Genomic DNA, 23,795 nt, shown 5'->3' with positions numbered 1-23,795 from the left:
ACACCCAGATTATATCGACTGATCTGGGTGTTTTTTCTTATTAAAAATTAAAAAGGAACACATTTAAAATTACTTTGACAGATAGAGTAATCCATTTTATAATTACTCTATCACATATAGTTCTATCACGTAGAGTAATAATGAAAGCAGGTGTCTGTTATCCGTAGTGATATGTTAAGGGGTCACGTTGATTCCATCATTCTTCGGTTAGTTTATGAAAAAGATCGTTATGGCTATGAGATCTCTAAGGAGATTAGCAAGCGAACCGAAGCGAAATTCGAGATAAAGGAAGCTACTCTTTACGCAGTGTTTCAAAGGCTTGAAAAAAAAGAATTAATAACCTCATACTTTGGTCAGCAGTCACAGGGTGGCAAACGTAAGTACTACGCAATTACAACACTCGGAAAGGCTTATTTAAAAGAAACCATGAAAGAGTGGCAGGAAATGAAAAAGATATTGAATTTATTTATGGAGGAGTTAGACTCATGAAGAAAATCAAACAGCATGTGGAGCGTTTGTTTCAGGATTTACCGGAAACGGACGAAGTGGTGCAAGTAAAAGAAGAAATCATCATGAACCTTGAAGAAAAGGCACAGGATTTAATGGAGCAGGGAAAAAATGAAGAAGATGCAATTAACAAAACCATTGTTGATCTCGGGGACATTGATGAGATTAAAGCTGAACTGCAAGGGACAACACAAACTACAACCACAAAACCACGTAAAAAGACATATCCGAAGCTGAATCTACTCTTCTCTATTTGGGGCAGTGCATTAATCATTGCTTTAATGGTCTTTATTAATCTTGAATACTCGCCTCAGACGATTTGGTTTGTCTATCCGACCTTTGCCATTTTATGGTGGCCTTTATCAATGTATTTCCATTGGCTAAAGCAAGGAGGTAGAAAAGCATGAGAACTTTCCCTTTCTCCATCATAGCATCCTTATTCACGATCGCGTTTCTTTTAGTAGTGAACTGGTTAACCACTCCAACTGAACTTTGGGCGATCTATCCTGCATTGTTTCTGTTATTGTGGCCACTTAATAGATTATTTAAGTTCCCTGATGGACACAAATGGTATTCGCTCATTGTCTCTATCCTTTTGATTACGGTGCTACTCGCTATTAATCTCGTGCAAACACCAGAATATTATTGGATCCTTTATGCTTGGTTACCACTTTTGTATTGGCCACTTGTTGTATTTGCTGGTCGACGTGCAAGTGAAGCTACATTTGCTATCCTTGCTAGTCTAGTGTTTGTTCTCTATTACGTGGGGTTAAATGTGTCTTTCCAAACAGGCTTTCCGTGGTTTATCTTTCCGACCTTTGTTATTTTATGGTGGCCATTATCGGTGACGTTTGCTAGGCGCCCAATGCTTTTCTCCGTATTTGGTGCATTACTTGTAACGATTTTCTTTTGGAATGTGAATGCACTTACCTCACCAGATGTGATTTGGGCGGTATATCCTATTTTTGCTGTGTTATGGTGGCCTCTAGCTATCTATTTCTTTGTGTATAGACGAACGGTTTAAGAGCTTAACATCAAAGGGTGTTAGGCTTTTTTGTGTTTAAGCGCTTGCACGTTTTCTATTGGATCTGCTAAGGTCAAAGCAGGTCGTGTTTTTTGAGAGAAGGAGAATCAATATGACAACAGACGTCCAAGCCAATGTAACGAAAACCGGAGTTGGGATCATTACTCTAAACAGAGAAAAGGCGTTGAACTCCCTTTCATCAAGTATGGTAAAGGTGATAAATGAAACCCTACAAGCGTGGAGGGTGGCAGATGATGTACATTTAGTACTGTTAGAAGGGGCAGGGGAGAAGGCCTTTTGTGCAGGTGGTGATATTAAAGAGCTCTACCACAATGGAAATAATCACGTAGGAAGAGCCAAATCCAGTGCGTTTCTTGAATTGGAGTATGATACAGATCAGCTTATATCCGATTACCCTAAGCCGGTTATTGCTCTTATGGACGGAATCGTTATGGGAGGCGGTGTTGGTCTATCCTACGGTGCAGATGTTCGCATCGTAACTGAAAAAACAAAATGGGCAATGCCAGAAACAGCCATTAGCTTTTTTCCAGATGTCGGTGCAGCTTACTTTTTGAATCAAGTCTCTGGTGCTATTGGAATGTATTTAGGTCTTGTTGGAGAATCCATCCAAGCGGGAGATGCATTGGCTATCGGGGTGGCTGATCAATATGTTCAATCAGAAGACCTATCAAAGCTAAGAGATGAGTTGATACATATTGAATGGCGAGAAATAAATGATACTCTAAAAAGCATAGCTGAATGCGTGCGAAAGCTGAGCAAACCAGCTCCTAAAAGTGAACGACTCCATCAGTTAGCTCCTCACATTAAAAAACATTTTTCTCATTCATCATTGATAAAAGTGATGAATTCTTTGAGAGAAGACTCTTCAAGTGAGGCGCAAACCATCTATAAAAAGCTTCAGAACCGGTCGCCGCTCTCATTACATGTGACGTTTGCTCATTTAACGAATGGCAGAAATCTATCTTCCTTTAATGAATCATTATCGAATGATAAGTACGTGGCTTCTCGTTTTATGGAGTGTAGTGATTTCTATGAAGGTGTGCGGTGTTTATTGGTGAATAAAGGGGCAGAGCCTTCGTTTAAATACCAGTCGATCCAGGAAGTACCTACTGAAACGGTGCGTTCGTTTCTAGAAAAGTAGAGATAGAAGAGGGATAAAATATGTGGCATTTTTTATTCGAGATTGTCGTTCAAGTCATGCTTCCAATCTTTGTTTTATTAATAGCAGGAGCGCTGCTTCATCGGAAATTTAATTTTCATCTAGCATCCTTTTCAAAGCTATTAACGAACTTTTTTCTGCCAGTTGTGGTGTTTGTTAATATTTCAAATAGTCGTCTGGACGCTGAATTATTACTTAATATTGGTGGATTCTTGGTCATTCAATTTGTCATACTGGCTCTTCTTAGCTGGGGGCTGGTGAAGCTATTAAAGATTGATTCGAGTCTTGCTCCAACCTTTCAAAATAGTATTGTGCTGATGAACTCGGGGAATTTTGGTCTTCCGGTAAGTCAGTTAGTCTTTGCGGGGAATCCTCTTGGTATCTCCGTACAGGTGATTGTATTGATGTTCCAAAACTTAATCACATATACATATGGTCTCATGATTTCAGCCTCAACCAAGTCATCGGGTTTCTGGAGGAACTTATCAGAGCTCTTTAAAACACCGATTATCTATGCCCTTGTATTAGGCTTGATTTTTTATCAGGTTCCTTGGGAGCTTCCAGTCTTTATTCAGACACCGATGGAGCAAGTATCAAACGGGTTTATTGCAATGGCGCTGTTTGTACTTGGTGCACAAATCGCCTACCCGACGATTAAACAATTTTCACTTTTGTTTTTTATTTCGATCGTTGGGAGGCTTGTGGCTGCTCCACTTATTGGACTCGTCGTGATCTGGATGCTAGGACTGGATGGCACCGTGGCCCAGGGTCTTTTGATTGCAAGTTCGTTTCCAATGTCTAGAAATAGTGCGTTATTTGCGTTGGAATACAACAATCACCCGGAGTATGCAGCGCAGGCAGTGCTTGTATCGACGATTGCCAGCTGCTTTACCGTGACCTTCTTTATTTACCTGAGTCAACTCTTATTTTAAGAAACCTAACAGAGGTGTAAGGTTTCTGTAAGTAAAATCTATAGGTTCCTCTCTGTGCAAGTAGTAAACTATGAACTAGAAGAGAGGTGCTAGATGATGAAAAAAGTAGGAATTACGTTTATTTTAGTAATCGTCGCAGCCGTTGCGGGATATATGGTCTTTACTAGTTTTCAAGAAGACGATTATTACGTGAAAATTGTAGATGAGGGAGTAGAGCCCGCTGATGCTCCACCAGAGGCGACCCATCGAAACTATGAAACGCTTGGTATAACAGAAGATGGAGACAGTGAAAACATTAAATTTCTAGGAATGAAAAAACTCCGCATGGGAGCGTATCTCACCGTTACAATGAGAAACGGTGAAGCAAAGACCTATCAAGAAGTGAACGAATCAGATGTACCAGAGGAGATTAAGAGAGAATTAGACGAACAATCATAGGAACGTGAGGGCAATGAATCTGAATGTGAGGTTCATTGCTTTTTTGTTGGATGGGTCAGAGGATCGAAGTGATAGACCGCAAATTGAGCAAACGTTCTTGAAAAAGACCCCTCGCCAGTTGCAAGGGGTCTTACCATCATTATTCAAATATGAGTGTGATTAGATTTAAGCCAAACAACTGATCAATAAAAACAATGACAATCGCAAATGGCACAACGTATTTAACTAGTGCATACCAGAGAACAAATAGTTTTTTACCTGCGTTTGAGCCTGATTGAAACTCCTGTAAGAGGATGTCTTTATTTATTTTCCGAGGAATAAATAGACAGATTAATAAGGCGCCAAGTGGCATTAAAACGTTACTTGTCAGGTAATCGACTGCGTCAAAAAAGGAGCGATCTCCGATAAAGAAGTCCGAAAGTACGCCGTATGATAATGTGGACGGGATCCCAACGATAAAAATCAGAAGGGCAAAGAGCCAGCTTGCTCGCTTTCGTTTGTTCTGATCGCCACGAACAAATGCAGCGACAACAATCTCAAGTAATGAGAAAGCTGTACTTAAGGCAGCAAATAAAAACAAAACAAAGAATGTAATCAGCAAAATTTGGCCAAAAGCAATCTGTTCAAAGATTGCCGGGAGAACGGCAAATATTAATGCCGGCCCCTCATCTGGCTCAAAGCCAAATGTGAACACACCTGGGAAGATGACTAGTCCCGCAAGCAACGCAACAAATACGTTCATAACAGCAAGTGCCATCGCTGAGGCAGGAAGATTCTGTTGTTTTGATGCATAGGAGCTAAAGGTAACCATAACCGAAACCCCTACAGATAATGCGAAAAAGGCCTGGCCTAACGCAAACAGGATCGTTTCACCATCAACTGCAGAGAAATCGGGTGCAAGCAAGTATTGAATCCCTTGAACGGCTCCATCGAGTGTTAGTGAATAGGCGGCAAGAATGATTAATAATATAAGTAGAGAGGGAATCATCCATTTGCTTACTTGTTCAATCCCTTTTTGAATTCCTTTAGCTACAACAAATGCGGTGATCAAAATAAAGACAAGCTGAGCGCCCAATGCGAGTCCGGGACTTGCAATGAGTCGACCGAAATAGTCCTGTGATTCATTTAATGATAGGTTTGAAAGCTGTCCAGTAACTGAAGATCCTAGATATAACAGGGCCCAACCACCGATCACACTATAAAAAGATAGAATGAGAAAACAGCAGACGACCCCAAGCCAACCCGTCACTTGAAAGGGTGATCGTGGTGCTAATGTTTTGTATGTTGAAATGGCGTCCTTACCAGAATGACGACCAAGAATGTATTCTCCAATTAATAAGGGTACACCTAAAAATAGTGTTAGCACTAGGAAGACGAGAAAGAAAGCGCCGCCTCCACTTTGACCAGCAATATAAGGAAACTTCCATATTGCGCCAAGACCAATTGCGCTGCCGGCTGTTGCGTAGATAAATCCAAGCTTAGATGACCATTGTTCTGTTGCGTTTGACATGATGTATGCGTCCTCTTTTCCTCTTTAAAACATTATTTCATGTTAGCAGAGGGAGAAGATAGAAACAAGTGAATGTTTAGATAATATCTTGCAGAGGATTAACGAATGGCGTCGATGAGCTCATTGAGCGTGCTCGCTTTATCAAGATCATGCACAGCCTGCTTAATGTGATTTGCTTGTACCTCACTGCAGCCATCATTAAGCTTTTGTTCAAGCTGACCCATTGATAGCGGTTTGTCGGTTGATCCGAATGGTGCATCAACTCGTGATTTAAGAATTGTGCCATTTTCTAAATGAATACGCACGATTGTAAATCGTCCTTTTGGTACAGCGTGAGGCGATGGTTTAATGGTTACATCATACTGTCTCGTCACCTTATTCATCACATTGCGGATAGAAGACGGAATGGCTTCATGAGTAAAATCTGATAAGGTAGCTGTCCGCTTGGTAAGAAACAATCCAACGATATACTCTACACTGAACCGGCCTTCATCCCCTGTTTGAGGATGAGTGTGGATGAGCGCTGCATCTCCTTTTGGTGGATAGATTACCTCGATCATTTGGATGTCTTCTAAGGTGAGTGTATATTGGTTAAGCAACTCTTGGCATGCATCGGCTGCATGGAAGGCGGCTGAGCAGAATGGATAGATTTTAAACCAAAGACCAGGCGTTGAGATCTTCCATGATTCTCCCCAGCTCGAGGTGAGTGTATTAGCAAATTCAGTTCCATCTCCGTAAAGAGTAAGAAATCCGTTTTCCCCGTCTAACGTATCGTTTGAACCGACTAAACCAAGCTCTGTTAGCTTAGTAGCGACATATCCTTGCTCTGCAGCAAAGCCTGCATGTAATGGTTTGACCTCTGTACCAAACTGATTACGCATGCCTGAGCTTTGAGTTGCAGCAAGGCCAATTGAAAGCTCTGTTTTTTCTGCGGAAAATTTTTGCAAATAGGCGCAGGCGCATGCAGCGGCGATGCCTCCGAGTGTTGCTGTGTTATGCCAGCCCTTTGTATAATGCTTGCTCCCGATAGCTAGACCTAAGCGAGCCATCACCTCAACACCAACTACATACGCTTCTAAAAAGCGTCTTCCACTGTATGAGCCAGTCGCCGCAACAGATAAGAGGGCTGGGAGGATAACGGTGCTTGGATGTCCTCGTACGTCAGTATGTACGTCATCAAGATCGAGTGCATGGCCTAAGTAACCATTAAAAAATGCTGCTTGCCTTGCCGACACCTTCTTATACATTCCAATTAAGGGCACGTCTGCATGCCCTCCTTCTTCATCAAACCACCTCATAAGCAACGTGCCGGTTGCAGTCTGACCCGCTGTTAGGCTTGAAGCAAGATAATCAAGTACTCCCTTTTGGGCTGATGTTATTGCCTCGTCGTTCGGTAATGACTGAGCAACAAGGTTTGCAAAAGTGGCTGTCCAGTTAGTCACGGTTATCCCTCCTAATAGCAAAAGACCGGTGTGTTTACCGGTCTGCGTCTTCTGTTTGATTCAGTTGCTTAATAAATCGTTTTGTGCGATCCTGTTTCGGGTTGTCAAACAACTCGCGTGCATTGCCTTCTTCGACGATGTGTCCATCTGCCATAAAGATCACACGATCGGCTACTTCACGAGCAAATGCTAATTCGTGGGTAACGATAATCATGGTTGTATCTTTTTTAGCTATGGATCTGATGACCTGTAAAACCTCTGACACAAGCTCTGGATCGAGTGCTGAGGTTGGTTCATCTAGAAGAAGAGCAGTTGGGTTCACGGCAAGCGCGCGGGCAATTCCGACACGCTGCTGCTGCCCTCCTGATAAGGTAACAGGATAAGATTGGGCTTTATCAGATAAGCCGACTTGTTCCAATAAATCAAAAGCAATCTTATGAGCTTCTACTTTACTCATTTTTTTTGTAATACGCAGAGAAGCTGCTATGTTCTCTAATACTGTTTTATTCTTAAATAGGTTGTAATTTTGGAAGACCATAGCGGATTCCCTCCGCAAGGCATGAGCATCCTTTTTTGTATAGCTCGCTGCATTAATTTGTGTGTTACCGACTTGAATCATCCCTGCTTCCGGTTGTTCAAGAAGATTTAAGCAACGCAGGAGGGTTGATTTACCCGAACCAGATGGACCGATCACGGCGACAACCTCACCATTCTGAACAGTAAGGTCAATGCCATCTAGTACAATGTGCTCGCCAAATCGTTTTTTAATTTGTTTAACCTCAATCACAATAAACCCTCCTAACGTACATATGGCCTGTTCATTTTTCGTTCAAACCAGCTTTGAAGTGCACTATAACCAATAACTAACACCCAGTAAATGAGTGCAACAGCCATGTATGCCTCAAAGAAACGTAGGGTCGAAGCGGCGGCCATTTTACCGGATGCAAGCATTTCTGTTACACCGATTGTGAAAGCGAGCGCCGTTTCTTTCAGTAAGCCGATAAACGTGTTCCCTGTTGCGGGAATGGCATTACGAACCGCTTGTGGAATGATAATGTGAATATACGCTTGCGTTTTTGTCATTCCAACGGTCATACACGCTTCAAGCTGCCCCTCGTCAACGGAGTAAAGCGCCGCTCGAAAAATTTCGGCCAGATACGATGAGTTCTTTAAACTTAGTCCGATGATGGCTGCAGATAAGGCGTCCAGGGAACTGAACGCTGGAAAAAGCTGAGGCAGTCCAAAATAGATTAAGAATAGCTGAACAATAGTCGGAACTGCCCGAAAAAAGGAAATGTATACAGAAGCCAATTGATACAGCACTGGGATTTTTCCTTTTGTAATCAGAGCCAGTACCCCTCCAATAAGAACGGCCATGATCATTGAAACAATGGCCATTAACAGCGTTAAAGGAAGAGCCTTTAACAAAACGGGAAAGACAGATATCATATAATCAAAATCAAAGTTCATCGCTCACACCCCAGATTACTCTTGTTCTTCGCTAATTGGCTCTGTCACATCATCTTTGAAGTACTTCTCAGATAGCTCAGAAAGTGTTCCATCTGCGCGAAGCTCTTCTAAAGCTTGGTTTACATCTTCTCTAAGCTCAGCATTCTCTTCTGAAAATGGGAATCCAACTTCTTCATACACAATCGGATTGCCTACTAATTTAAGAGGCAGGTCGTTTAACTCCAATTGAGCAAGTAGTACACTACGTCCATTTACGTAGGCATCAACACGACCTAGTGCCACATCATTCAGAGTTCCTTCTTGAGTTTCATATGTGCGGATGTTGATCTTACCATCTGGATCCTTGCTTTCAAGATTCTTGGCATGGTTTGAACCAAGTACTGCTGCGACTTCTTTGCCTGCCAGATCATCTAGTCCGTTGATTTCTTCATTATCCTCAGCGACCACAATTTGTGTACCAGCGTATGAATACGTATCTGAGAAGTCGTAGAGCTCCTTACGTTCTTCAGTTACGGCCACTTGGTTCGCTACCGTATCAAGCTTTCCGGCTTGAAGCTGACCCATGACACCACTAAATTCCATTAATGTCCAATCGACATCGTAACCAATTTTGTCGGCAACATGTTCAATGACTTCAACGTCAAAGCCTTGAAGCTTGTCTCCTTCTTTATAAGCGAATGGGTAGCTTTGACCAGTTGCTCCTACGTGTAAAACGTTTGCTTCATCTCCTCCATCAGCAGATGAGTCGCCCGACCCGCAAGCAGTTAGTGCAAGAATACTGGTTAGTCCTAGTGCGAGAGTGATTTTATGTGTTCGTTTCATGTGAATCCTCCTGAGTGTTCTTTGTTGTGGTTTGATCAAATAAGATGTGGCAAAATCGTTTTCTTTAAGTAGATGGTTGTGTGACCTTTTCCAAGATCGGCGCTACCGGCCCGTTCGTATCCTCGGCGTTCATACATTCCAATTAACCATGGATGCTTGTCTGCTGTGCCAAGTGAAAGGTAAGGTGCTTTTAATTGCTCGGCTACGACCGTGTGTTCAATCCAATGAAGAAAGTCGCTTCCGTCTCCTTTTAGTGCGTGGGTTGGATCTGTTGCAAACCACCAAAGGTGCGGTACACCAAAGGGGCCAGGCTGCAGTCCCCATGGCATACGTAGGCTAGCTGTCGCAATCATCTTCTGGTCTCGTAGCATGAGGTAACATGTATTGTTCATTATGTTCTTCTTAACAAGCTCAATGTCAGCCGTTGCAGCAGCGAAATGAATCCCTAATTCACGAATGGGTGCGTACGCTCGTAATGTGAGATCAAGTATCTCTTCGGCATCCTCCACAGTAGCTAATCGATAGGACGGATGTTTAAACATGATCTGATCCATTCGTATACCGGTTGTGTGGTTCGTCTATTCCAAGGTTTCCTCTTAAGGTAGTCGCGTCATATTCAAGACGGAACAATCCACGCTCCTGCAAGATAGGAACCACGTCATTCACAAATTGATCCAAGCCTTCTGGAAGGAGTGGAGGCATGACATTAAATCCATCACAGGCTCCGTCTTTGAACCATTCCTCTAGTTTGTCTGCAAGTTTTGTTGGTGTACCAACAAAGATGTGATGTCCGCGTGATCCAGCAACATATTGATAAAGCTGGCGAATAGTTAAGTTGTCGCGCTTCGCCATATCAATGATAAGCTGAGCTCGGCTTTTCACAGCGTTTGATTGCTCAACATCAATCTCCGGTAGCGGACCGTCTAAAGGATAATTTGATAAATCGAAGCCACCAAGAGCCGTTGATAGAATGCTAAGTCCCACTTCAGGTTGGATGAGATCCTGTAATTCTTGATACTTCTGGTTCGCTTCCTCTTCAGTTGCTCCGATAATCGGGAAGATTCCAGGAAGAACCTTTACATCATCTGATTCACGACCATTTTCTTGAACTTGCTTCTTAATATCGGCATAAAAGGCTTGTGCCGCTTCTTTATTGTTTTGTGCAGTGAAGATAATTTCAGCATACTTCGCTGCAAGCGCCATGCCATCCTTAGAAGATCCAGCTTGGACTATAACGGGCTGCCCCTGTGGTGTGCGCTCTGCATTCAGTGGCCCTCTTACTTGGAAGTAGTCCCCACTATGATTCAGCTCGTGGTATTTAGTTGGATCAAAGAATACCCCAGCTTCTTGGTTGCGAATGAACGCCTCTTCCTCCCATGAATCCCAAAGTCCTTGAACAACATCTACGAATTCGTCTGCCCGGTCATATCTCAGACTATGCTCGAGGTGCTCGGTACCGCTAAAGTTCTTAGCTGTATCAGGAATGGACGAAGTCACCACGTTCCAACCAGCACGTCCTGCGGATAAGTGATCGAGTGAGGCAAACTGACGTGCAATATGAAAGGGCTCACTGTACGTAGTAGACGCCGTAGCGACTAATCCAATCTTTGAAGTAGATTGAGCCAAAGCACCAAGAATGGTAAAAGGTTCAAACCTCGTCATCACATTTGGGTGAGATTTAGGGTTTATAGATAAGCTATCTGCCAAAAAGAGCAGGTCAAACTTTCCTTTTTCAGCCGTTTGTGCAAGCTCTTTAAAATAGTTGAAGTTCATTGATCCATCTTTTTGGGCACGAGGGTGTCTCCATGAAGCTACATGATGTCCTGTACCAGCCAAAAAGACGCCTAAGTTCATTTTTTTAGTTGAATCGCTTTGCACGATACATTCCTCATTTCAATTAAATCTATACTCATAGTAAACTGATAATGTCTAGTAGTTTTATCGGGTTAAGAAGATCATAATATTCTTGTCGGATTATGTCAAACGGTAGTGTTTAGCAATTTTAAAGCATGTGTATTATGCCCTAAAGGATCGAAATAATCTTCTACCATTAGATGAAAGGAAAGAAAATGAAATAGTCCTTTAAAACAAATCGTTATCACGATATACTAGAATTAGTTGGAAAAGTGGAAATATAAAAGCGAGATGTGTAAATAGAAAGGATGTTGTTAAGATGAGAGATCTTTCAGTAGTTAAAGAAACGCGAAATGAATTACGAAGCGAATTAGTGAATTGCATTAAAAAAGTAAAAGAAATGCAGGTTGACGAGAAGACGTTTAGAGATCTTTCTCAGTATGATCAACAAGTGTATATCTACCTTGATCGTACGGTACAACGTTTACGCACTCAGATCAACGCACTTGAATTTGTCTTAAATGAAGATACGGAAATTGCTGATGCGTTTTCAGATCGTGCAGCAGAGAAGCATAAGATTAATAAAGAAACGGTTTTTAACACACCTGAGCGAGAAAGTAATGACGAGAACGGCTACAAGCTAGACCTTAGCAATTTGAACTAATAAACAGGAGCCCTGGGTTAAGCTTAGGGTTCCTTTTTACATAAGGAGAGAGATACATGAGACTTCATAAAAAAGTGGCCATCGTAACCGGAGCAAGTCAAGGAATTGGAGAAGGAATTACACGAACATTTGCTAGAGAAGGAGCTCGAGTTATTGTTGCAGATGTGAATAAAGAGTTAGGTGAACAGCTTGTTCGTGAACTAACAGAAGCGAAGATTGAAGCTCATTTTGTAGAAGCGGATGTGAGTAAGGAAGAACAAGTAAAAGCTCTAATTAATAAAACGGTAGAGACGTTTGGCGGGGTGGATATCCTTGTAAACAATGCAGCCGTAACGGTTCGTAAATCAGTAGAGGACACATCGTTTGAAGAGTGGCAGCAGATTTTAGGCGTAAATCTAACAGGTGCATTTCTGTGCTCCAAATACGTGATTCCTGAGATGAAAAAGCGTGGGGGCGGGGCGATTGTAAATATTGCATCGTGGCATGCAGAGAAAACCATTACCCGACTTGCAGCCTATGCTGCATCAAAGGGTGGGCTGACAGCCTTAACTAGACAAATGTCACTAGATTTAGGCCCTCACAACATTCGGGTGAATGCGGTTTGTCCAAGTACCGTAGATACTCCGCTTTTAGAAAAAACGTTTGCTAGCCTTGAGGATCCGGAAGAAGCATTTAACCAAACTCTTCAGTTTCAACCATTCGGCCGGATTGGTACGGTTGATGATATTGCCAATGCCTGCTTGTTTATGGTGTCTGATGAGGCAACGTATGTAAGTGGCCAAACCTTGATGGTTGATGGAGCGGCTATTAATAAAATTGCTCGTCCACTTATGTTTGATTAATGAAACAAGAAAAAGCTGTCCTCAATGGACAGCTTTTTTTAATGGAATTAGAAAGAAGCAGCAGCTTTTGTTACTTCAACTAATCCGTCAGCAATGATTTCTTGAGAACGTTCAGGGTATTGGTTATGTCCTTGAATGATCAATTGAGTTGGCTCATGAATTCCCCATAGAGCAAGGTTTGTGTTCACATAGCGAACGGCAGCTTCACTAGCAGCCATGAAATCAAGCGCATAGTCAGATCCACGTGCAGCAAGAACCGCTACTTTTTTGTCTCCAGCTAGTCCAACTGGACCTTCAGCTGTGTATTTGAACGTACGTCCAGCTTGAGCAAGATAAGAGATGTACGTTACAAGTGGTGCTGGAACGGTTCCGTTCCAAAGTGGTGTAGCAATCACAACTTTATCAGCATCAAAGAATTGACCAAGGTATTTTTCAGTTAGATCAATGTACTTTTGATCTTCAGCTGTAAGTTCCATTCCTTGGCTCTTTTTGTAGTTAGCTGTAATGGCATCGTTACCGTAGTAAGGAAGATCAGCTTTGAAAAGATCTAATTCAGTGATTGTATCGTTTGGGTTTGCTTCTTTATAAGATGCAACAAATGCATCATACATCATAACGCTGATTGCTTGATCAGCAGGGCGGTCGTTAGCTTTGATAAATAAAACGTTAGACATGTTTGTGTTCCTCCAGATGTTAGTTTAGATAGTTTTTTAACAGTAGTTAGTATACAACGCCCATGTAGTGAGTAATAGTACGCACTTTAAAGTATTATAGTTTCCAAAAGGATACTATTGGATGTACCAGGCGTTTTTATATGTATAGGATGTCGATTTTAGAAAAAACTACTCACAAAACGACGAAAAGAGGATGAGTATGTCTAAAAAAGATCATAAGCCAAACAATCAATTTAAAGAAAACACGAATCATGGGGAGCATCGTAATGGCAGGCTTGCTCAAGCAAAGAACAATAATGCGGAACAAAATCGTGAGCCTAACGAGTATTTAGACGGGAAAGCATAAAACTACACTTTTCGACAAAGTGAGAGTATATTCTTCTTGTATAGAAATAACTAAAACTCTAAGGGGCTGTCATGATGGACTTTAAAGACAAAGTAGTATTAATTACAGGCGCTGCAGGAGGAATTGGAATTGCTGCTGCTAAGAAGTTTGCTAGCGAAGGAGCAAAGCTTGCTCTTGTTGACTTAAAGCGGGACGTGCTCGAAAAAGCGGCACAAGACGTAGAAGCAAAGGACTTGCTTTTACTTGATGGAAACGTGGCTAAGGAAGAGGACGTTGCAGCGTTTGTTTCAAAAACTAAAGAAACATACGGTCGAATTGACGTCTTTGTAAACAATGCTGGTATTAATGGTCAATTCAACAATTTAGTAGATCAAACAACGGAGAACTTTGAAGCAGTAATCAATGTAAACCTTAAAGGTGTTTTTTACGGCTTAAAACATGTAATGCGTGTTATGAATGAGCAAAAGAGTGGAGCCATTGTCAATACTGCTTCAAACGGAGGACTATTAGGTGCACCAGGTATGGGCTTATATGTAGCATCAAAGCATGGTGTAATCGGTTTAACAAAAACAGCCGCACTTGAAGGAGCTCCAAACAATATCCGTGTGAATGCAGTCGCTCCATCTGGTGTTGATACGCAAATGATGAGATCCATTGAAGCAAATGCTGAGCTTACTGGGGCAAAGGATCCAAGAAAACAATTTGAAGCAAGTGTTCCATTAAATCGCTATGCAACGTCAGAAGAAATTGCAAACCTAATGGCCTTCCTTGCATCCGATGAAGCTTCATTTATCTCAGGATCGTACTACAGAATAGATGGTGGACAAGGCGCTACATCTGTATAATCTGGTTACAAAAAGTGATGAGTTTGGGACATTACTAAATAGGAATTAGAAAATGGCGAATGATTCAACCATCGAATCATTCGCCATTTGACTCTTTAATAAAACGAGCGAGGGATTCTCCTGTAGTTTTTATACATGATTTAATGTTTATTCCTAGCCTTATTTAATAATAATGAAATCAAAAAGATTAAAGCAAAAAGCGGAAAAAATTGTGTATCATTTCTCGATACTGATATAATAATGAAGCATCACCTTTTTTTTATTTGTGGTCAGGAGGTTGCTTATTGTTTAATCAAGTTCTAGTCAAACGAATATTGACTTTGATTGCCATTCTTGGAATTGCTGTATTCGTCTATTTTAATTTTTCATACTTTTCACCAATCTTTTTTGCCTTACTGACTGCGATGATTTTTGAGCCGTTTGTGAAAATGCTCAAAAAACAGTTGAAAACAGAGAAGAGATTGCTGCCCGTAACCATTGTCTTTCTGTTATTTGTCTTGTTGGGTGGTTACGCATTATATCTAACATTTACTAGGGTCATTCGTGCGATCTATGATTGGTCTTTGGACCTGCCACAGTATGCGCGCGAGGTTCAGATCTTTGTTGATAACTTTATTATTAGCTTTAACCAAACTATTGCTGAAATTCCTCAAGGGAACCAAATTGTTCGAGAGATCGAAAGGCAGTCGGAAGGACTGTTTGATCGAGCGATGAGTATTACTTCAGATATTCTTGCGGGAATTACCTCTTTACTAACAGCCGTACCAAATATGCTTTTTGTTGCTTTGGTTTACCTTATCACATTGTTTTTATTTAGTTTAGACCTACCAAGATTACTTAATTTGTTCTTTAATCTATTTAAGATGGAGACTGCGAGTAAGCTTAGATTTGTTTTTCAGCGTATGAGTAAAGTGTTCTTAGGGTACTGGAAAGCGCAGTTTATTTTAAGTGTAGGTGTGTTTGTGGTGACATACATAAGTTTACTCTTTATCTCACCCAAATCTGCTTTAATTATGGCGATCTTAATTTGGCTAGTCGATATTATTCCACTTTACGTAGGACCAGCTTTGATACTTGTACCATGGGGAATTCTTGCAATGGTGCTTGGTGGAACAAATACAGGACTGCAGTTAATCATCCTGGCAGCTGTATTATTGATTGTTCGAAGAATTGTTGAACCGAAAGTACTTGGAGATTCAATTGGACTTGCCGCATTACCGACGGTGTTGTCAATGTATTTTGGTTATGTATTCTTCGGTGTAATGGGCCTAATCCTTGGACCATTTGTCTATATCGCGATTCGATCAGCTAAAGAAGCAGGACTGTTTGAACTGAAATTAACAGAAGATGTACCGAATCAATCAACGAAAAAATAACTAAAAACCATGCGGACAAGCCTGCAAAAGGTCGTCCGCATGGTTTTTTTAAAAATTATTCTTTTTTCTCGCTATTGTTTAAAGCATCAATCCAAGCAGCAGCCATTAGAACGTCGCCTTTAGAGTTCATATGAACGCCATCCGTAGTGACAGGAACGTTTGATTCCGCTTCGAGGTAGGTTTGGAACGCTTGATTAGTTGGGACAAGAATCGCATCGTACTTTTTGGCAAGTCTGTGGACTGCCTCTATATATGATTGTAGCGTGTGATTTTCTTCAGAGTTCAAATCTTCTTTAATAATGGTAGGTTCCATCAAGATAAGCCTCGCATTTGTTTTTTCGAGTGTGTATCTAAGAATTCGATCGTAAATTTCTTCAAACAACTCAGGGTAAACCTGTTCTCGATCAGGATGCTTCGTTTGACTCCACGCATCATTAACACCAATTGAGATGGAGACCCAATCGGGATTCAAATCTAAGACGTCCTGTTGCCATCTGTCCTCAAGGTCTGTTACTCGGTTTCCACTAATTCCTCTATTATAAATGGCAAGATGTAGCTCTGGGTGTTTGACCATTAAATAATCATGAATGAGTGCAGCATACCCAATTCCAATCCCTTGTGGATCCTCAAAACGTCCGTTTTCAGTGATACTATCTCCTATTAATACAAAGGTATCATCCTGTTTAAGCATTGTTTTCCTCCAGAATTTTCGTTATACGTTCATTTTGCCAATCTTTTATAAAAAAGTCATTCGTCTTGAGATGACTGAATGGCTATGTCGATCATAGCATATTTGTTGTCCGAGGTTGAGGGTTCGTCAGGAATCAATAAAGAAAGTGTGTTGTTTTTTGATAGATAGTTAACATTTATTATATATAAATGCGAAATGTAAGCGCTTATAATTATAAAAAGAAAGCACTTACAAATCATGGGGGTTGATTCGTTATGAAAAAGAGATGGGGCATACTTTTTACGGCTACTTCCTTAAGTTTGATTGTAGCTGGATGTACTCCAGGTGGACCTACAGGCGGAAGCGGAGAAGCCGAGGGAGATCAAACCGTTATCAGAGTTTCGTGGTGGGGATCAGACGAAAGACACAATATGACGACCGAGGCGATTGCATTATTTGAAGAAAAGAATCCTGATATTCGAGTTGAACCAGAGTATACAGGCTTCGATAGTTACTGGGAAAGATTGACCACACAAGCAGCGGGTAGTAATTTACCTGATGTTATTCAGATGGATACATCAAAGCTAGAGCAATATATTTCAAGTGAGCTGGTGATGGACGTTAATCCATTTATTGAAGATGGAACCATAAATATGGATAACGTTGATGACGTCTATCAAGAGATGAATATAAAGGATGGCAGTACATTCGCAATTTCTTCAGGAGCCAATGCATTTTCAACTCTTTACAATGAAGCATTATTTGAAAAATATGATCTCGAGCTAGAGCCAGGATATACGTATGATGATCTGTACGAAGCAATGGACACAGTCTCTCAAGGCGAAGGTGATAGAGCTTGGGGATTTGACTTTGTAAAAGCAGAATATGAGGCGTTTACTCATTATGCTCGTCAATTTGATCAACATTTCTATAACGAAGATGGATCATTAGGATTTGAGAACGAGACGTTAGTGAACTTTTTGGAAATGGAAAAGAACATGATAGATAACGGCGTATCAACTCCTCACGATGTGACGGTTGAGATCAACGACAGTGGAGAATCAATGATTGCCAACCGAGAAGCGGCGATGGCAGTTGGAGCGAGTAACGGAGTAATTGGTATTCAACCAATGTCAGAGGATCCAATCGGTGTGAACGTTCTACCGGTAGCTGAAGGAGCAACAAGTCCGGGAGATTGGATTCGTCCTAGTATGTCTTGGAGCATTTCTGCTAATTCCGATAAGCAAGAGGCTGCTGCGAAGTTTGTTGATTTTATGACTAACGACATTGAAGGAAACGAAATCTTGATGGCGGAACGTGGTGTTCCAATCTCATCTGAAATTCGAGAGCACTTGCTAGATCAGGTAGATGAAAGTGTCGCAAAAACATTTGAATTTCTTGAGATTGTTGGAGAACGTGCTGGTGAGTCTGAGCCATTACCACCACCAGGAGAAGCGGAAGTGAGAGCTTCGTTTAATCGGATGCTAGAGGCAGTCAAATATGGAGATATGACACCTGAAGAAGGGGTAGAGACATTCCGTTCTGAAGCAGAGCAAGTTCTAGAGTAAAGATGACTTCATATGCAAGATGCTGGATTGAGGTCAGGCCAATTGTGGACTGACCTTTTCCTACATGTTTGCAAATCATACATTTAGAGGTGGGAAATGGAGACAGTTAAATCAACTGCAGAAACGCTTACGCCTGAAGAACAGAGAAGAGTCCGGAAGAAAAGCTGGAAGGAAAGTTTTACCGCTTATCTTGTCATATCGCCATGGTTACTTGGTTTTTTTGGACTGGTGATTGGACCGATGATTTATTCTTTTTACCTGTCATTTACTAATTATAATATGCTCACAGCACCTGTATGGACAGGTTTTAGTAACTACGTGAAGCTGTTCACCAATGATCCAAGATTTATTCAGGCATTAAAGGCTACATTTACATTTGTCGTGATTGCCGTACCATTGAAACTCGCTTTTTCCTTGTTTCTTGCTTTGATCTTTAATGCTGGAAAGAAAGGGTCAGGTCTGTTCACAACCATTTATTATATTCCTTCAATTATTGGGGGAAGTGTTGCTATTGCAGTTGTTTGGAGACAGCTCTTCGGACGAAATGGTGCAGTGAATTCCATGCTCGATTCACTCGGTTTAAGCACGATTAGCTTCTTTGGTGATCCAAATGCAGCTATGTCGATCCTTATCCTACTTGTTGTTTGGCAATTCGGAGCTCCAATGATTATCTTTCTTGCAGGTCTTAGGCAAATACCAAAGGACCTATACGAGGCTGCAAGTGTAGATGGTGCAGGTCGAATCAAGCAATTCTTTAAGATCACCATTCCAATGCTGACACCAATTATCTTTTTTAACTTAATTATGGAGATGATTGGTGGGTTTATGACCTTTACTCAAGCGTTCCTCGTTACGGGTGGAGGACCGCGAGATGCGACATTATTTTATGCGGTGTACTTATATGAAGTGGCATTTGAGTTCTTAAATATGGGTTATGCCTCAGCGATGGCGTGGGTTCTACTTGTTATCATTGGCTTTTTTACCTTGATTATCTTTAAGTCATCAAGCTTGTGGGTTCACTATGATTCGGATGGAGGGAAGTAATGATGAAAAAGCCTAAACGTTTATCTGATGTGATCTACTATGTTTTCGTCATTGGTTTTAGTTTCCTCATGCTTTATCCGATTTTGTGGATGTTTGGTAGCTCACTAAAACCAGAAACAGAAATCTTTTCTAATGCGATTTCGCTTATACCCATTGAGGTAGATTGGCTGAATTACTCTGAAGGTTGGGCAGGGTTTGGAGGATTTGGGTTTGATGTGTATTTTAAGAACTCTTTGTTTGTAACGGGAAGTGTGGTTGTCGGAGCAATCTTATCTTCAAGTATTGTTGCATATGGCTTTGCCAGACTACGGTTTCGTTTTAAAAAGGTTCTCTTTGCATGTTTGCTATCAACAGTCATGCTCCCTATGCAAATTACCTTAATTCCACAATACATTCTGTTCCAGCAGTTTAATTGGGTGAATACGTTTTATCCTTTGATCGTGCCAGCGTTCTTAGGTGGAACTCCGTTTTTTATCTTTTTATTGATCCAGTTTATTAGAGGGATACCAAAAGAACTGGATGAGGCAGCTATTATTGATGGATGCTCAACATTTGGTGTGTTTTGGCGGATCATCTTACCCTTGCTGAAGCCGGCACTTGTCACAGTCGCAATCTTTGCGTTTATGTGGTCATGGGATGATTTTCTTTCTCCACTTATCTATTTAAATAGTGCTGAGATTCATACGATCTCACTAGGCTTACGTAATTTCATGGATGCGGAAGCAGGAACCTCATGGGGGCCTCTACTCGCTATGTCATCCCTATCACTGTTACCACAGCTTATCTTATTCATGTTCTTTCAACGGTATTTGGTAGAGGGCATCGCAACAACTGGCTTAAAATAGATCAACCCACGATAAGGAGGCAGAAAAGGAATGAACATTCAAAAGCTTGGAGACAGTGTGATGCACTATTGCGATATTCTGATGCGGCTCGCCGTCCTAAACCTATTGTGGTTAGGATTTACCTTACTGGGGCTGGGGTTATTTGGCTGGGCACCAGCGGCACAGGCATTGTATCGGACGATAGGGCAAGCTTATAGCGCCAAGGGATTAACGGAAGTCCCACTCCGAGTTATGTATCATCAATTTAAAAGAAGCTATAAACAAGAGTTTATTCGAGCCAATCTGATGGGGTGGGGAATCATCCTTACCTTATTATTGCTTTTAGTAAGTGGCCGAGCGATGATTTTAATGGAGGCTGCATTGTTTCCTAGAATGATCTTACTAACCATCCTTTTCCTCTTTTTATCTGTCTTGTTTTTTTCGTTTCCACTTAATGTTTATCGAAAAGAATCGTTTGTGCAGACGGTCCGAAGCACATTAACAATTGGAATCGCCAATGTTCATTATGTCGTTGTTTTGATATTAGTGTTAGGAGTTTCAATCATCTTATGTGTCCTTTTTCCTGGGCTCATCCTATTTTATGGCATTAGCGTTCCAGCAGCTATTATCATGAAAGTAGCCGCACATGCTTTTGATCGAATAGGTTTCACAATGAGTGAGGAACCGTTGTAGGGGGTGGCGTATGCCTCCCCTTATTTTCATTCGTTGTATCATTTGATAAAATAGATTGAAAGCGATAACAAAATAAAGTGTAGGTTGGGTCGATACGATGGATCTATTTAAGCGATACAAGATTAGGCACATATTATTTGGTAGTATCACTGCATTCATCCTCCTTACCCTCTTAACGATTATAGCCGTCACCTACCAATTAACGACAAAAGAAAATACGGAGAAAACGGTTTCGCACCAAGTAGAGAAATTAACTCTCTTAAGTCGAGAGCTAAGTAGCGAACTAAGCAGTTTTCAGGAGACTTCTATTGGTCTATCACGCCAAAAAGCATTTCAAGAATTAATGAGACAATCTAAAGAAATGGAATCTGACTCTAGTTCAGCCTTTTCAAGGCAGAGAACTCTCGTTGATCTTGATTTTTCAAACGTCATATACAGTGTTCCTGGTCTTCACTCGATATCCGTTTACATGGATCAGCCACCAGTTAATTCACAGCATCCTGTTCAATTTCACTCTATGGACGAGTTCCATTCCTTCCCGTGGGCAACGAAGCTATCAGATGTGACAGCAGCATGGATAGGAGAGAGAAAGGTAAACCTTCTATTTGGTGAGGAGGATGTCGTGAGTTATGGCCGAAACGTCTATTCCTCTAGAGGAGATTTGATTGGTGTACTGATCTTGAATATCCGAAAGGACTTTATTGTAGATTGGTTACGAGACAAGGGAAACACGAAGAACTTGTTTATTTTAGACGGTGATGGATCGTTACTTTCGCAATCCCCAGATCAAGATGAATTTCAACCCTATTTAAACCAGTTATCAACCTTATTACAAGACCAAAAAGGCATCACTGAACTGGCAGAGCTGACGAAGGAAGGAGACCTTATCGTTTCGAGTGCAGTGCCATCCTCTAATTGGACGTTGTTAGAAGTAACACCGAATGAGCTCATCACAGCTGGAAGTAAACGAATTGCGATGTGGTTATCCGCAATTGGACTCATTTCTATCTTTTTTGTGACCATTACGATGCTGTATTTAACAAAACAATTCACTCAGCCTATCATTCAATTAAAAAATGTAATGCAAACCTATCCACAAACGTCGGCTACTGAAGAATTGCCAACTGACTACCAAAATGAGTTTGGCCTTCTCTTTGATGGATACCTTCAGCTTGTTGCGAGAAGTGATTCATTGTATGCATCTGTCTTACAAAAAACAAAAAGACAGCGAATCGCTGAAAGTAAGGCGCTCCAAGCAAATATCAATCCGCATTTTCTCTACAATACGTTAGATCAGCTGAACTGGAGGGCCATTGAACGAGGTGACGATGATATGAGTAAAATGCTTGAGTTACTCGGTCATATGCTGCGTATAGGTCTATCAAAGGGAAAAAGTTATCTATCCATACCGGACGAATTAGACTATCTGACGCACTATTTGGAGCTCCAGAAGATTAACAAGGATGGAAAGTTAGATTATCAGATTCAAACGAGTGGTGATTTATCTCTGTTTTATCTACCGAAGCTCACACTACAACCGTTTGTTGAGAATGCAGTGATTCATGGATTAACAGATAAAAGGAATGGTTTTATTCAAGTGACGATAGAAGAAAATGCACAGTCATTGCTCATTAGCATCTCTGACAATGGCAAAGGGTTATCCAGGAATGAAAGTGAACGATCTTCATTTAATCCGGGTGGGTACGGGATCGCGAATGTGAAAGAAAGGCTCGATGTGTATTTTGGTGATAGCGCTTCGATTGTATTAGAAAATAACCAGGGCGAGGGTGTAACCGCTCGATTAATGATTCCTAAGGTAGATGCTCAATTTTTTCATTTGTTAAATCAAGATGAGGAGGGGGCGACATAATTGTGGAATGTAGTGTTAATTGACGACGATGAACGAGTGTTACGTGGGCTAAAGATGATTATTCCTTGGGAGGAGCTTAATTGCCATTGGATTGGGCAAGCAAAAGACGGGGTGGAAGGAATCCAACTGGTAAAGGAGACAAAGCCTGATGTCATCATGACCGATATCTACATGCCGGTTAAAAATGGATTAGATATGATTGAAGAGCTCCAACAATGGGGCTACGACGGTCAGGTTATTGTATTAAGCGGCTATAATGACTTTGAATACGCTAGAAAAGCGCTACGCCTTCAAATCAATGACTATCTATCCAAGCCAGCTTCAAGGGAAACCATTCGATCTGTTTTAAAGCATTCGATTGCACGTTTGGAAGAAAAGAAGCAGGAAGACCAGATGGAACGAGAGTGGCTGGAGTCCATGGTGACTGACGCAATGAGAATCAATTGGGAGCTTATTCGTGAAGAGTCGTCTCATTCAGCCGATGCACTGTCTCGAGCGAACGTTACGAATTGCTTGTTAACAAACAAACAAGAGCTTCAAGAGTCGATTAAACAAGCAGATGAAAGAACGGCAAACAGGGTGATTCGCACGATTTACGAAGTAGTAGAAAAGGAGCCGTATCATGAACAAACAGCCATTCAGCTAGGGATACAGCTCTGGACGATTATTACCTACAGCTTATACGAAATCGGGATTCGGTTAGATGAACTGCCTTTAGACGATGATGATATCTATAAACAGTTATCAAACGGTCAGTCCTGGAATGAGTCAGTCCAACTGTTTGAGGGTATTGTAGCTGAGGTATGTCAAAGTCAAAAATGGGATGAAAATCTTAAGCACCGGCAACTAGTAGAGCAAGTGCTAGAATCGATTCAACAACGGTTGGAGGAGAATATCACGCTATCAGATCTTGCAGATGAACTATATATCTCTCGAAATTACTTAGGTCGAATTTTTAGGAAGGTTGTAGGTGAGTCATTTAAAGACTACTTACTTCGTGTTCGAATGGAGAAGGCTAAAAAAATGATCTATGAGGGATCCTATCTTATCTATGAAATCTCAGAGAGGGTTGGATATACGAATCCTGCCTATTTTTCAAGTGCGTTCAAGAAATACAGCGGACAGACTCCTACAGAGCTTATCCAAAAGAGAGCAAGAATAAAATAGCCGAACACATTCTTAGAATGGTTCGGCTTAAAC

General features: G+C 41.2%; 26 protein-coding genes. 17 read left to right on the top strand and 9 right to left on the bottom strand.

Features of this window, described 5'->3' with window-relative positions; genetic code table 11:
- Positions 1–171 precede the first annotated feature (171 nt).
- The 6 genes from ACQKKO_RS04500 (at position 172) to ACQKKO_RS04475 (ending at position 4,081) form a co-directional block, all read left to right on the top strand.
- On the top strand, positions 172–489 hold the full coding sequence (locus tag ACQKKO_RS04500) for a PadR family transcriptional regulator (protein ID WP_498645176.1): 318 nt from the start codon (positions 172–174) through the stop codon (positions 487–489).
- Positions 486–914, top strand: a complete 429-nt coding sequence (locus ACQKKO_RS04495) for a permease prefix domain 1-containing protein (protein WP_498644746.1) — start codon at positions 486–488, stop codon at positions 912–914. Before ACQKKO_RS04500 ends, ACQKKO_RS04495 begins: the two co-directional genes overlap by 4 nt.
- A complete protein-coding gene (locus ACQKKO_RS04490) occupies positions 911–1,531 on the top strand; it encodes a hypothetical protein (protein WP_498644745.1) in 621 nt (206 codons plus the stop codon). Before ACQKKO_RS04495 ends, ACQKKO_RS04490 begins: the two co-directional genes overlap by 4 nt.
- Before the next feature lie 112 nt (positions 1,532–1,643).
- On the top strand, positions 1,644–2,693 hold the full coding sequence (locus ACQKKO_RS04485) for an enoyl-CoA hydratase/isomerase family protein (protein WP_498644743.1): 1,050 nt from the start codon (positions 1,644–1,646) through the stop codon (positions 2,691–2,693).
- Between the two features lie 20 nt (positions 2,694–2,713).
- Positions 2,714–3,643: an AEC family transporter gene (locus tag ACQKKO_RS04480; protein WP_498644741.1), complete on the top strand. Its 930-nt coding sequence runs from the start codon at positions 2,714–2,716 to the stop codon at positions 3,641–3,643.
- Between the two features lie 93 nt (positions 3,644–3,736).
- A complete protein-coding gene (locus ACQKKO_RS04475; protein WP_498644739.1) occupies positions 3,737–4,081 on the top strand; it encodes a YxeA family protein in 345 nt (114 codons plus the stop codon).
- Positions 4,082–4,220: 139 nt separating this feature from the next.
- Here the strand turns inward: ACQKKO_RS04475 and ACQKKO_RS04470 are convergent, their stop codons facing one another.
- The 7 genes from ACQKKO_RS04470 to ACQKKO_RS04440 form a co-directional block, all read right to left on the bottom strand.
- Positions 4,221–5,591 carry a sodium-dependent transporter gene (locus ACQKKO_RS04470; RefSeq protein WP_498644737.1) on the bottom strand — a complete coding sequence of 457 codons (1,371 nt, stop codon included), beginning with the start codon at positions 5,589–5,591 and terminating at the stop codon, positions 4,221–4,223.
- A gap of 98 nt (positions 5,592–5,689) precedes the next feature.
- Entirely contained in the window at positions 5,690–7,039 is a 1,350-nt protein-coding gene (locus ACQKKO_RS04465) for an MmgE/PrpD family protein (RefSeq protein WP_498645174.1), read from the bottom strand.
- A gap of 28 nt (positions 7,040–7,067) precedes the next feature.
- The gene (locus ACQKKO_RS04460) at positions 7,068–7,820 is read right to left on the bottom strand and encodes an amino acid ABC transporter ATP-binding protein (protein ID WP_498644735.1); all 753 of its coding nucleotides are present in this window, start codon (positions 7,818–7,820) and stop codon (positions 7,068–7,070) included.
- An 11-nt stretch (positions 7,821–7,831) separates the two neighbouring features.
- Positions 7,832–8,503 carry an amino acid ABC transporter permease gene (locus ACQKKO_RS04455; protein ID WP_498644733.1) on the bottom strand — a complete coding sequence of 224 codons (672 nt, stop codon included), beginning with the start codon at positions 8,501–8,503 and terminating at the stop codon, positions 7,832–7,834.
- Between the two features lie 15 nt (positions 8,504–8,518).
- Complete coding sequence (locus ACQKKO_RS04450; protein ID WP_498644731.1) at positions 8,519–9,325, bottom strand: amino acid ABC transporter substrate-binding protein; 807 nt, start codon at positions 9,323–9,325, stop codon at positions 8,519–8,521.
- 35 nt (positions 9,326–9,360) lie between these two features.
- On the bottom strand, positions 9,361–9,867 hold the full coding sequence (locus tag ACQKKO_RS04445; protein ID WP_498644729.1) for a GNAT family N-acetyltransferase: 507 nt from the start codon (positions 9,865–9,867) through the stop codon (positions 9,361–9,363).
- Positions 9,860–11,179, bottom strand: a complete 1,320-nt coding sequence (locus ACQKKO_RS04440) for an LLM class flavin-dependent oxidoreductase (RefSeq protein ID WP_498645173.1) — start codon at positions 11,177–11,179, stop codon at positions 9,860–9,862. Before ACQKKO_RS04440 ends, ACQKKO_RS04445 begins: the two co-directional genes overlap by 8 nt.
- Positions 11,180–11,498: 319 nt before the next feature.
- Here ACQKKO_RS04440 and ACQKKO_RS04435 point away from each other — a divergent pair, with 319 nt between their 5' ends.
- A complete protein-coding gene (locus ACQKKO_RS04435) occupies positions 11,499–11,843 on the top strand; it encodes a hypothetical protein (RefSeq protein WP_498644727.1) in 345 nt (114 codons plus the stop codon).
- 56 nt (positions 11,844–11,899) lie between these two features.
- Complete coding sequence (locus ACQKKO_RS04430) at positions 11,900–12,685, top strand: SDR family NAD(P)-dependent oxidoreductase (RefSeq protein WP_498644725.1); 786 nt, start codon at positions 11,900–11,902, stop codon at positions 12,683–12,685.
- 47 nt (positions 12,686–12,732) lie between these two features.
- On the opposite strand, the gene ACQKKO_RS04425 is transcribed toward ACQKKO_RS04430, so the two are convergent.
- Positions 12,733–13,377 carry an FMN-dependent NADH-azoreductase gene (locus ACQKKO_RS04425; protein WP_498645171.1) on the bottom strand — a complete coding sequence of 215 codons (645 nt, stop codon included), beginning with the start codon at positions 13,375–13,377 and terminating at the stop codon, positions 12,733–12,735.
- Positions 13,378–13,558: 181 nt separating this feature from the next.
- Between ACQKKO_RS04425 and ACQKKO_RS04420 the strand changes: the two genes are divergently transcribed.
- From ACQKKO_RS04420 to ytvI, 3 genes are all read left to right on the top strand, one after another.
- Positions 13,559–13,705 carry a hypothetical protein gene (locus tag ACQKKO_RS04420; protein WP_498644723.1) on the top strand — a complete coding sequence of 49 codons (147 nt, stop codon included), beginning with the start codon at positions 13,559–13,561 and terminating at the stop codon, positions 13,703–13,705.
- A 71-nt stretch (positions 13,706–13,776) separates the two neighbouring features.
- Positions 13,777–14,550 (top strand): SDR family NAD(P)-dependent oxidoreductase, encoded by a 774-nt coding sequence (locus tag ACQKKO_RS04415; RefSeq protein WP_498644721.1) that lies wholly within the window; start codon positions 13,777–13,779, stop codon positions 14,548–14,550.
- 284 nt (positions 14,551–14,834) lie between these two features.
- On the top strand, positions 14,835–15,926 hold the full coding sequence (ytvI, locus tag ACQKKO_RS04410; protein WP_498644719.1) for a sporulation integral membrane protein YtvI: 1,092 nt from the start codon (positions 14,835–14,837) through the stop codon (positions 15,924–15,926).
- 55 nt (positions 15,927–15,981) lie between these two features.
- On the opposite strand, the gene ACQKKO_RS04405 is transcribed toward ytvI, so the two are convergent.
- Positions 15,982–16,617: an SGNH/GDSL hydrolase family protein gene (locus ACQKKO_RS04405; protein WP_498644717.1), complete on the bottom strand. Its 636-nt coding sequence runs from the start codon at positions 16,615–16,617 to the stop codon at positions 15,982–15,984.
- Between the two features lie 254 nt (positions 16,618–16,871).
- On the opposite strand from ACQKKO_RS04405, the gene ACQKKO_RS04400 reads away from it, so the two are divergent.
- The 6 genes from ACQKKO_RS04400 (at position 16,872) to ACQKKO_RS04375 (ending at position 23,762) form a co-directional block, all read left to right on the top strand.
- On the top strand, positions 16,872–18,164 hold the full coding sequence (locus tag ACQKKO_RS04400; protein ID WP_498644715.1) for an ABC transporter substrate-binding protein: 1,293 nt from the start codon (positions 16,872–16,874) through the stop codon (positions 18,162–18,164).
- A gap of 96 nt (positions 18,165–18,260) precedes the next feature.
- Entirely contained in the window at positions 18,261–19,208 is a 948-nt protein-coding gene (locus tag ACQKKO_RS04395; RefSeq protein WP_498644713.1) for a carbohydrate ABC transporter permease, read from the top strand.
- Positions 19,208–20,053, top strand: coding sequence for a carbohydrate ABC transporter permease (locus ACQKKO_RS04390; protein ID WP_498644711.1), 846 nt, complete (start codon positions 19,208–19,210; stop codon positions 20,051–20,053). Before ACQKKO_RS04395 ends, ACQKKO_RS04390 begins: the two co-directional genes overlap by 1 nt.
- Positions 20,054–20,083: 30 nt before the next feature.
- Positions 20,084–20,725 carry a DUF624 domain-containing protein gene (locus tag ACQKKO_RS04385; protein WP_498644709.1) on the top strand — a complete coding sequence of 214 codons (642 nt, stop codon included), beginning with the start codon at positions 20,084–20,086 and terminating at the stop codon, positions 20,723–20,725.
- Positions 20,726–20,822: 97 nt separating this feature from the next.
- The gene (locus ACQKKO_RS04380; RefSeq protein WP_498644707.1) at positions 20,823–22,595 is read left to right on the top strand and encodes a sensor histidine kinase; all 1,773 of its coding nucleotides are present in this window, start codon (positions 20,823–20,825) and stop codon (positions 22,593–22,595) included.
- A complete protein-coding gene (locus ACQKKO_RS04375; protein WP_498644705.1) occupies positions 22,596–23,762 on the top strand; it encodes a response regulator transcription factor in 1,167 nt (388 codons plus the stop codon).
- Positions 23,763–23,795: the final 33 nt, after the last annotated feature.

The organism is Alkalihalobacillus sp. NPDC127517 (assembly GCF_050276055.1).
Classification (GTDB): Bacteria; Bacillota; Bacilli; order Bacillales; family Bacillaceae_D; genus Alkalicoccobacillus.
Note: the sequence above shows the minus strand (reverse complement) of the source record. Positions and strands in the feature narration are given on the sequence as shown.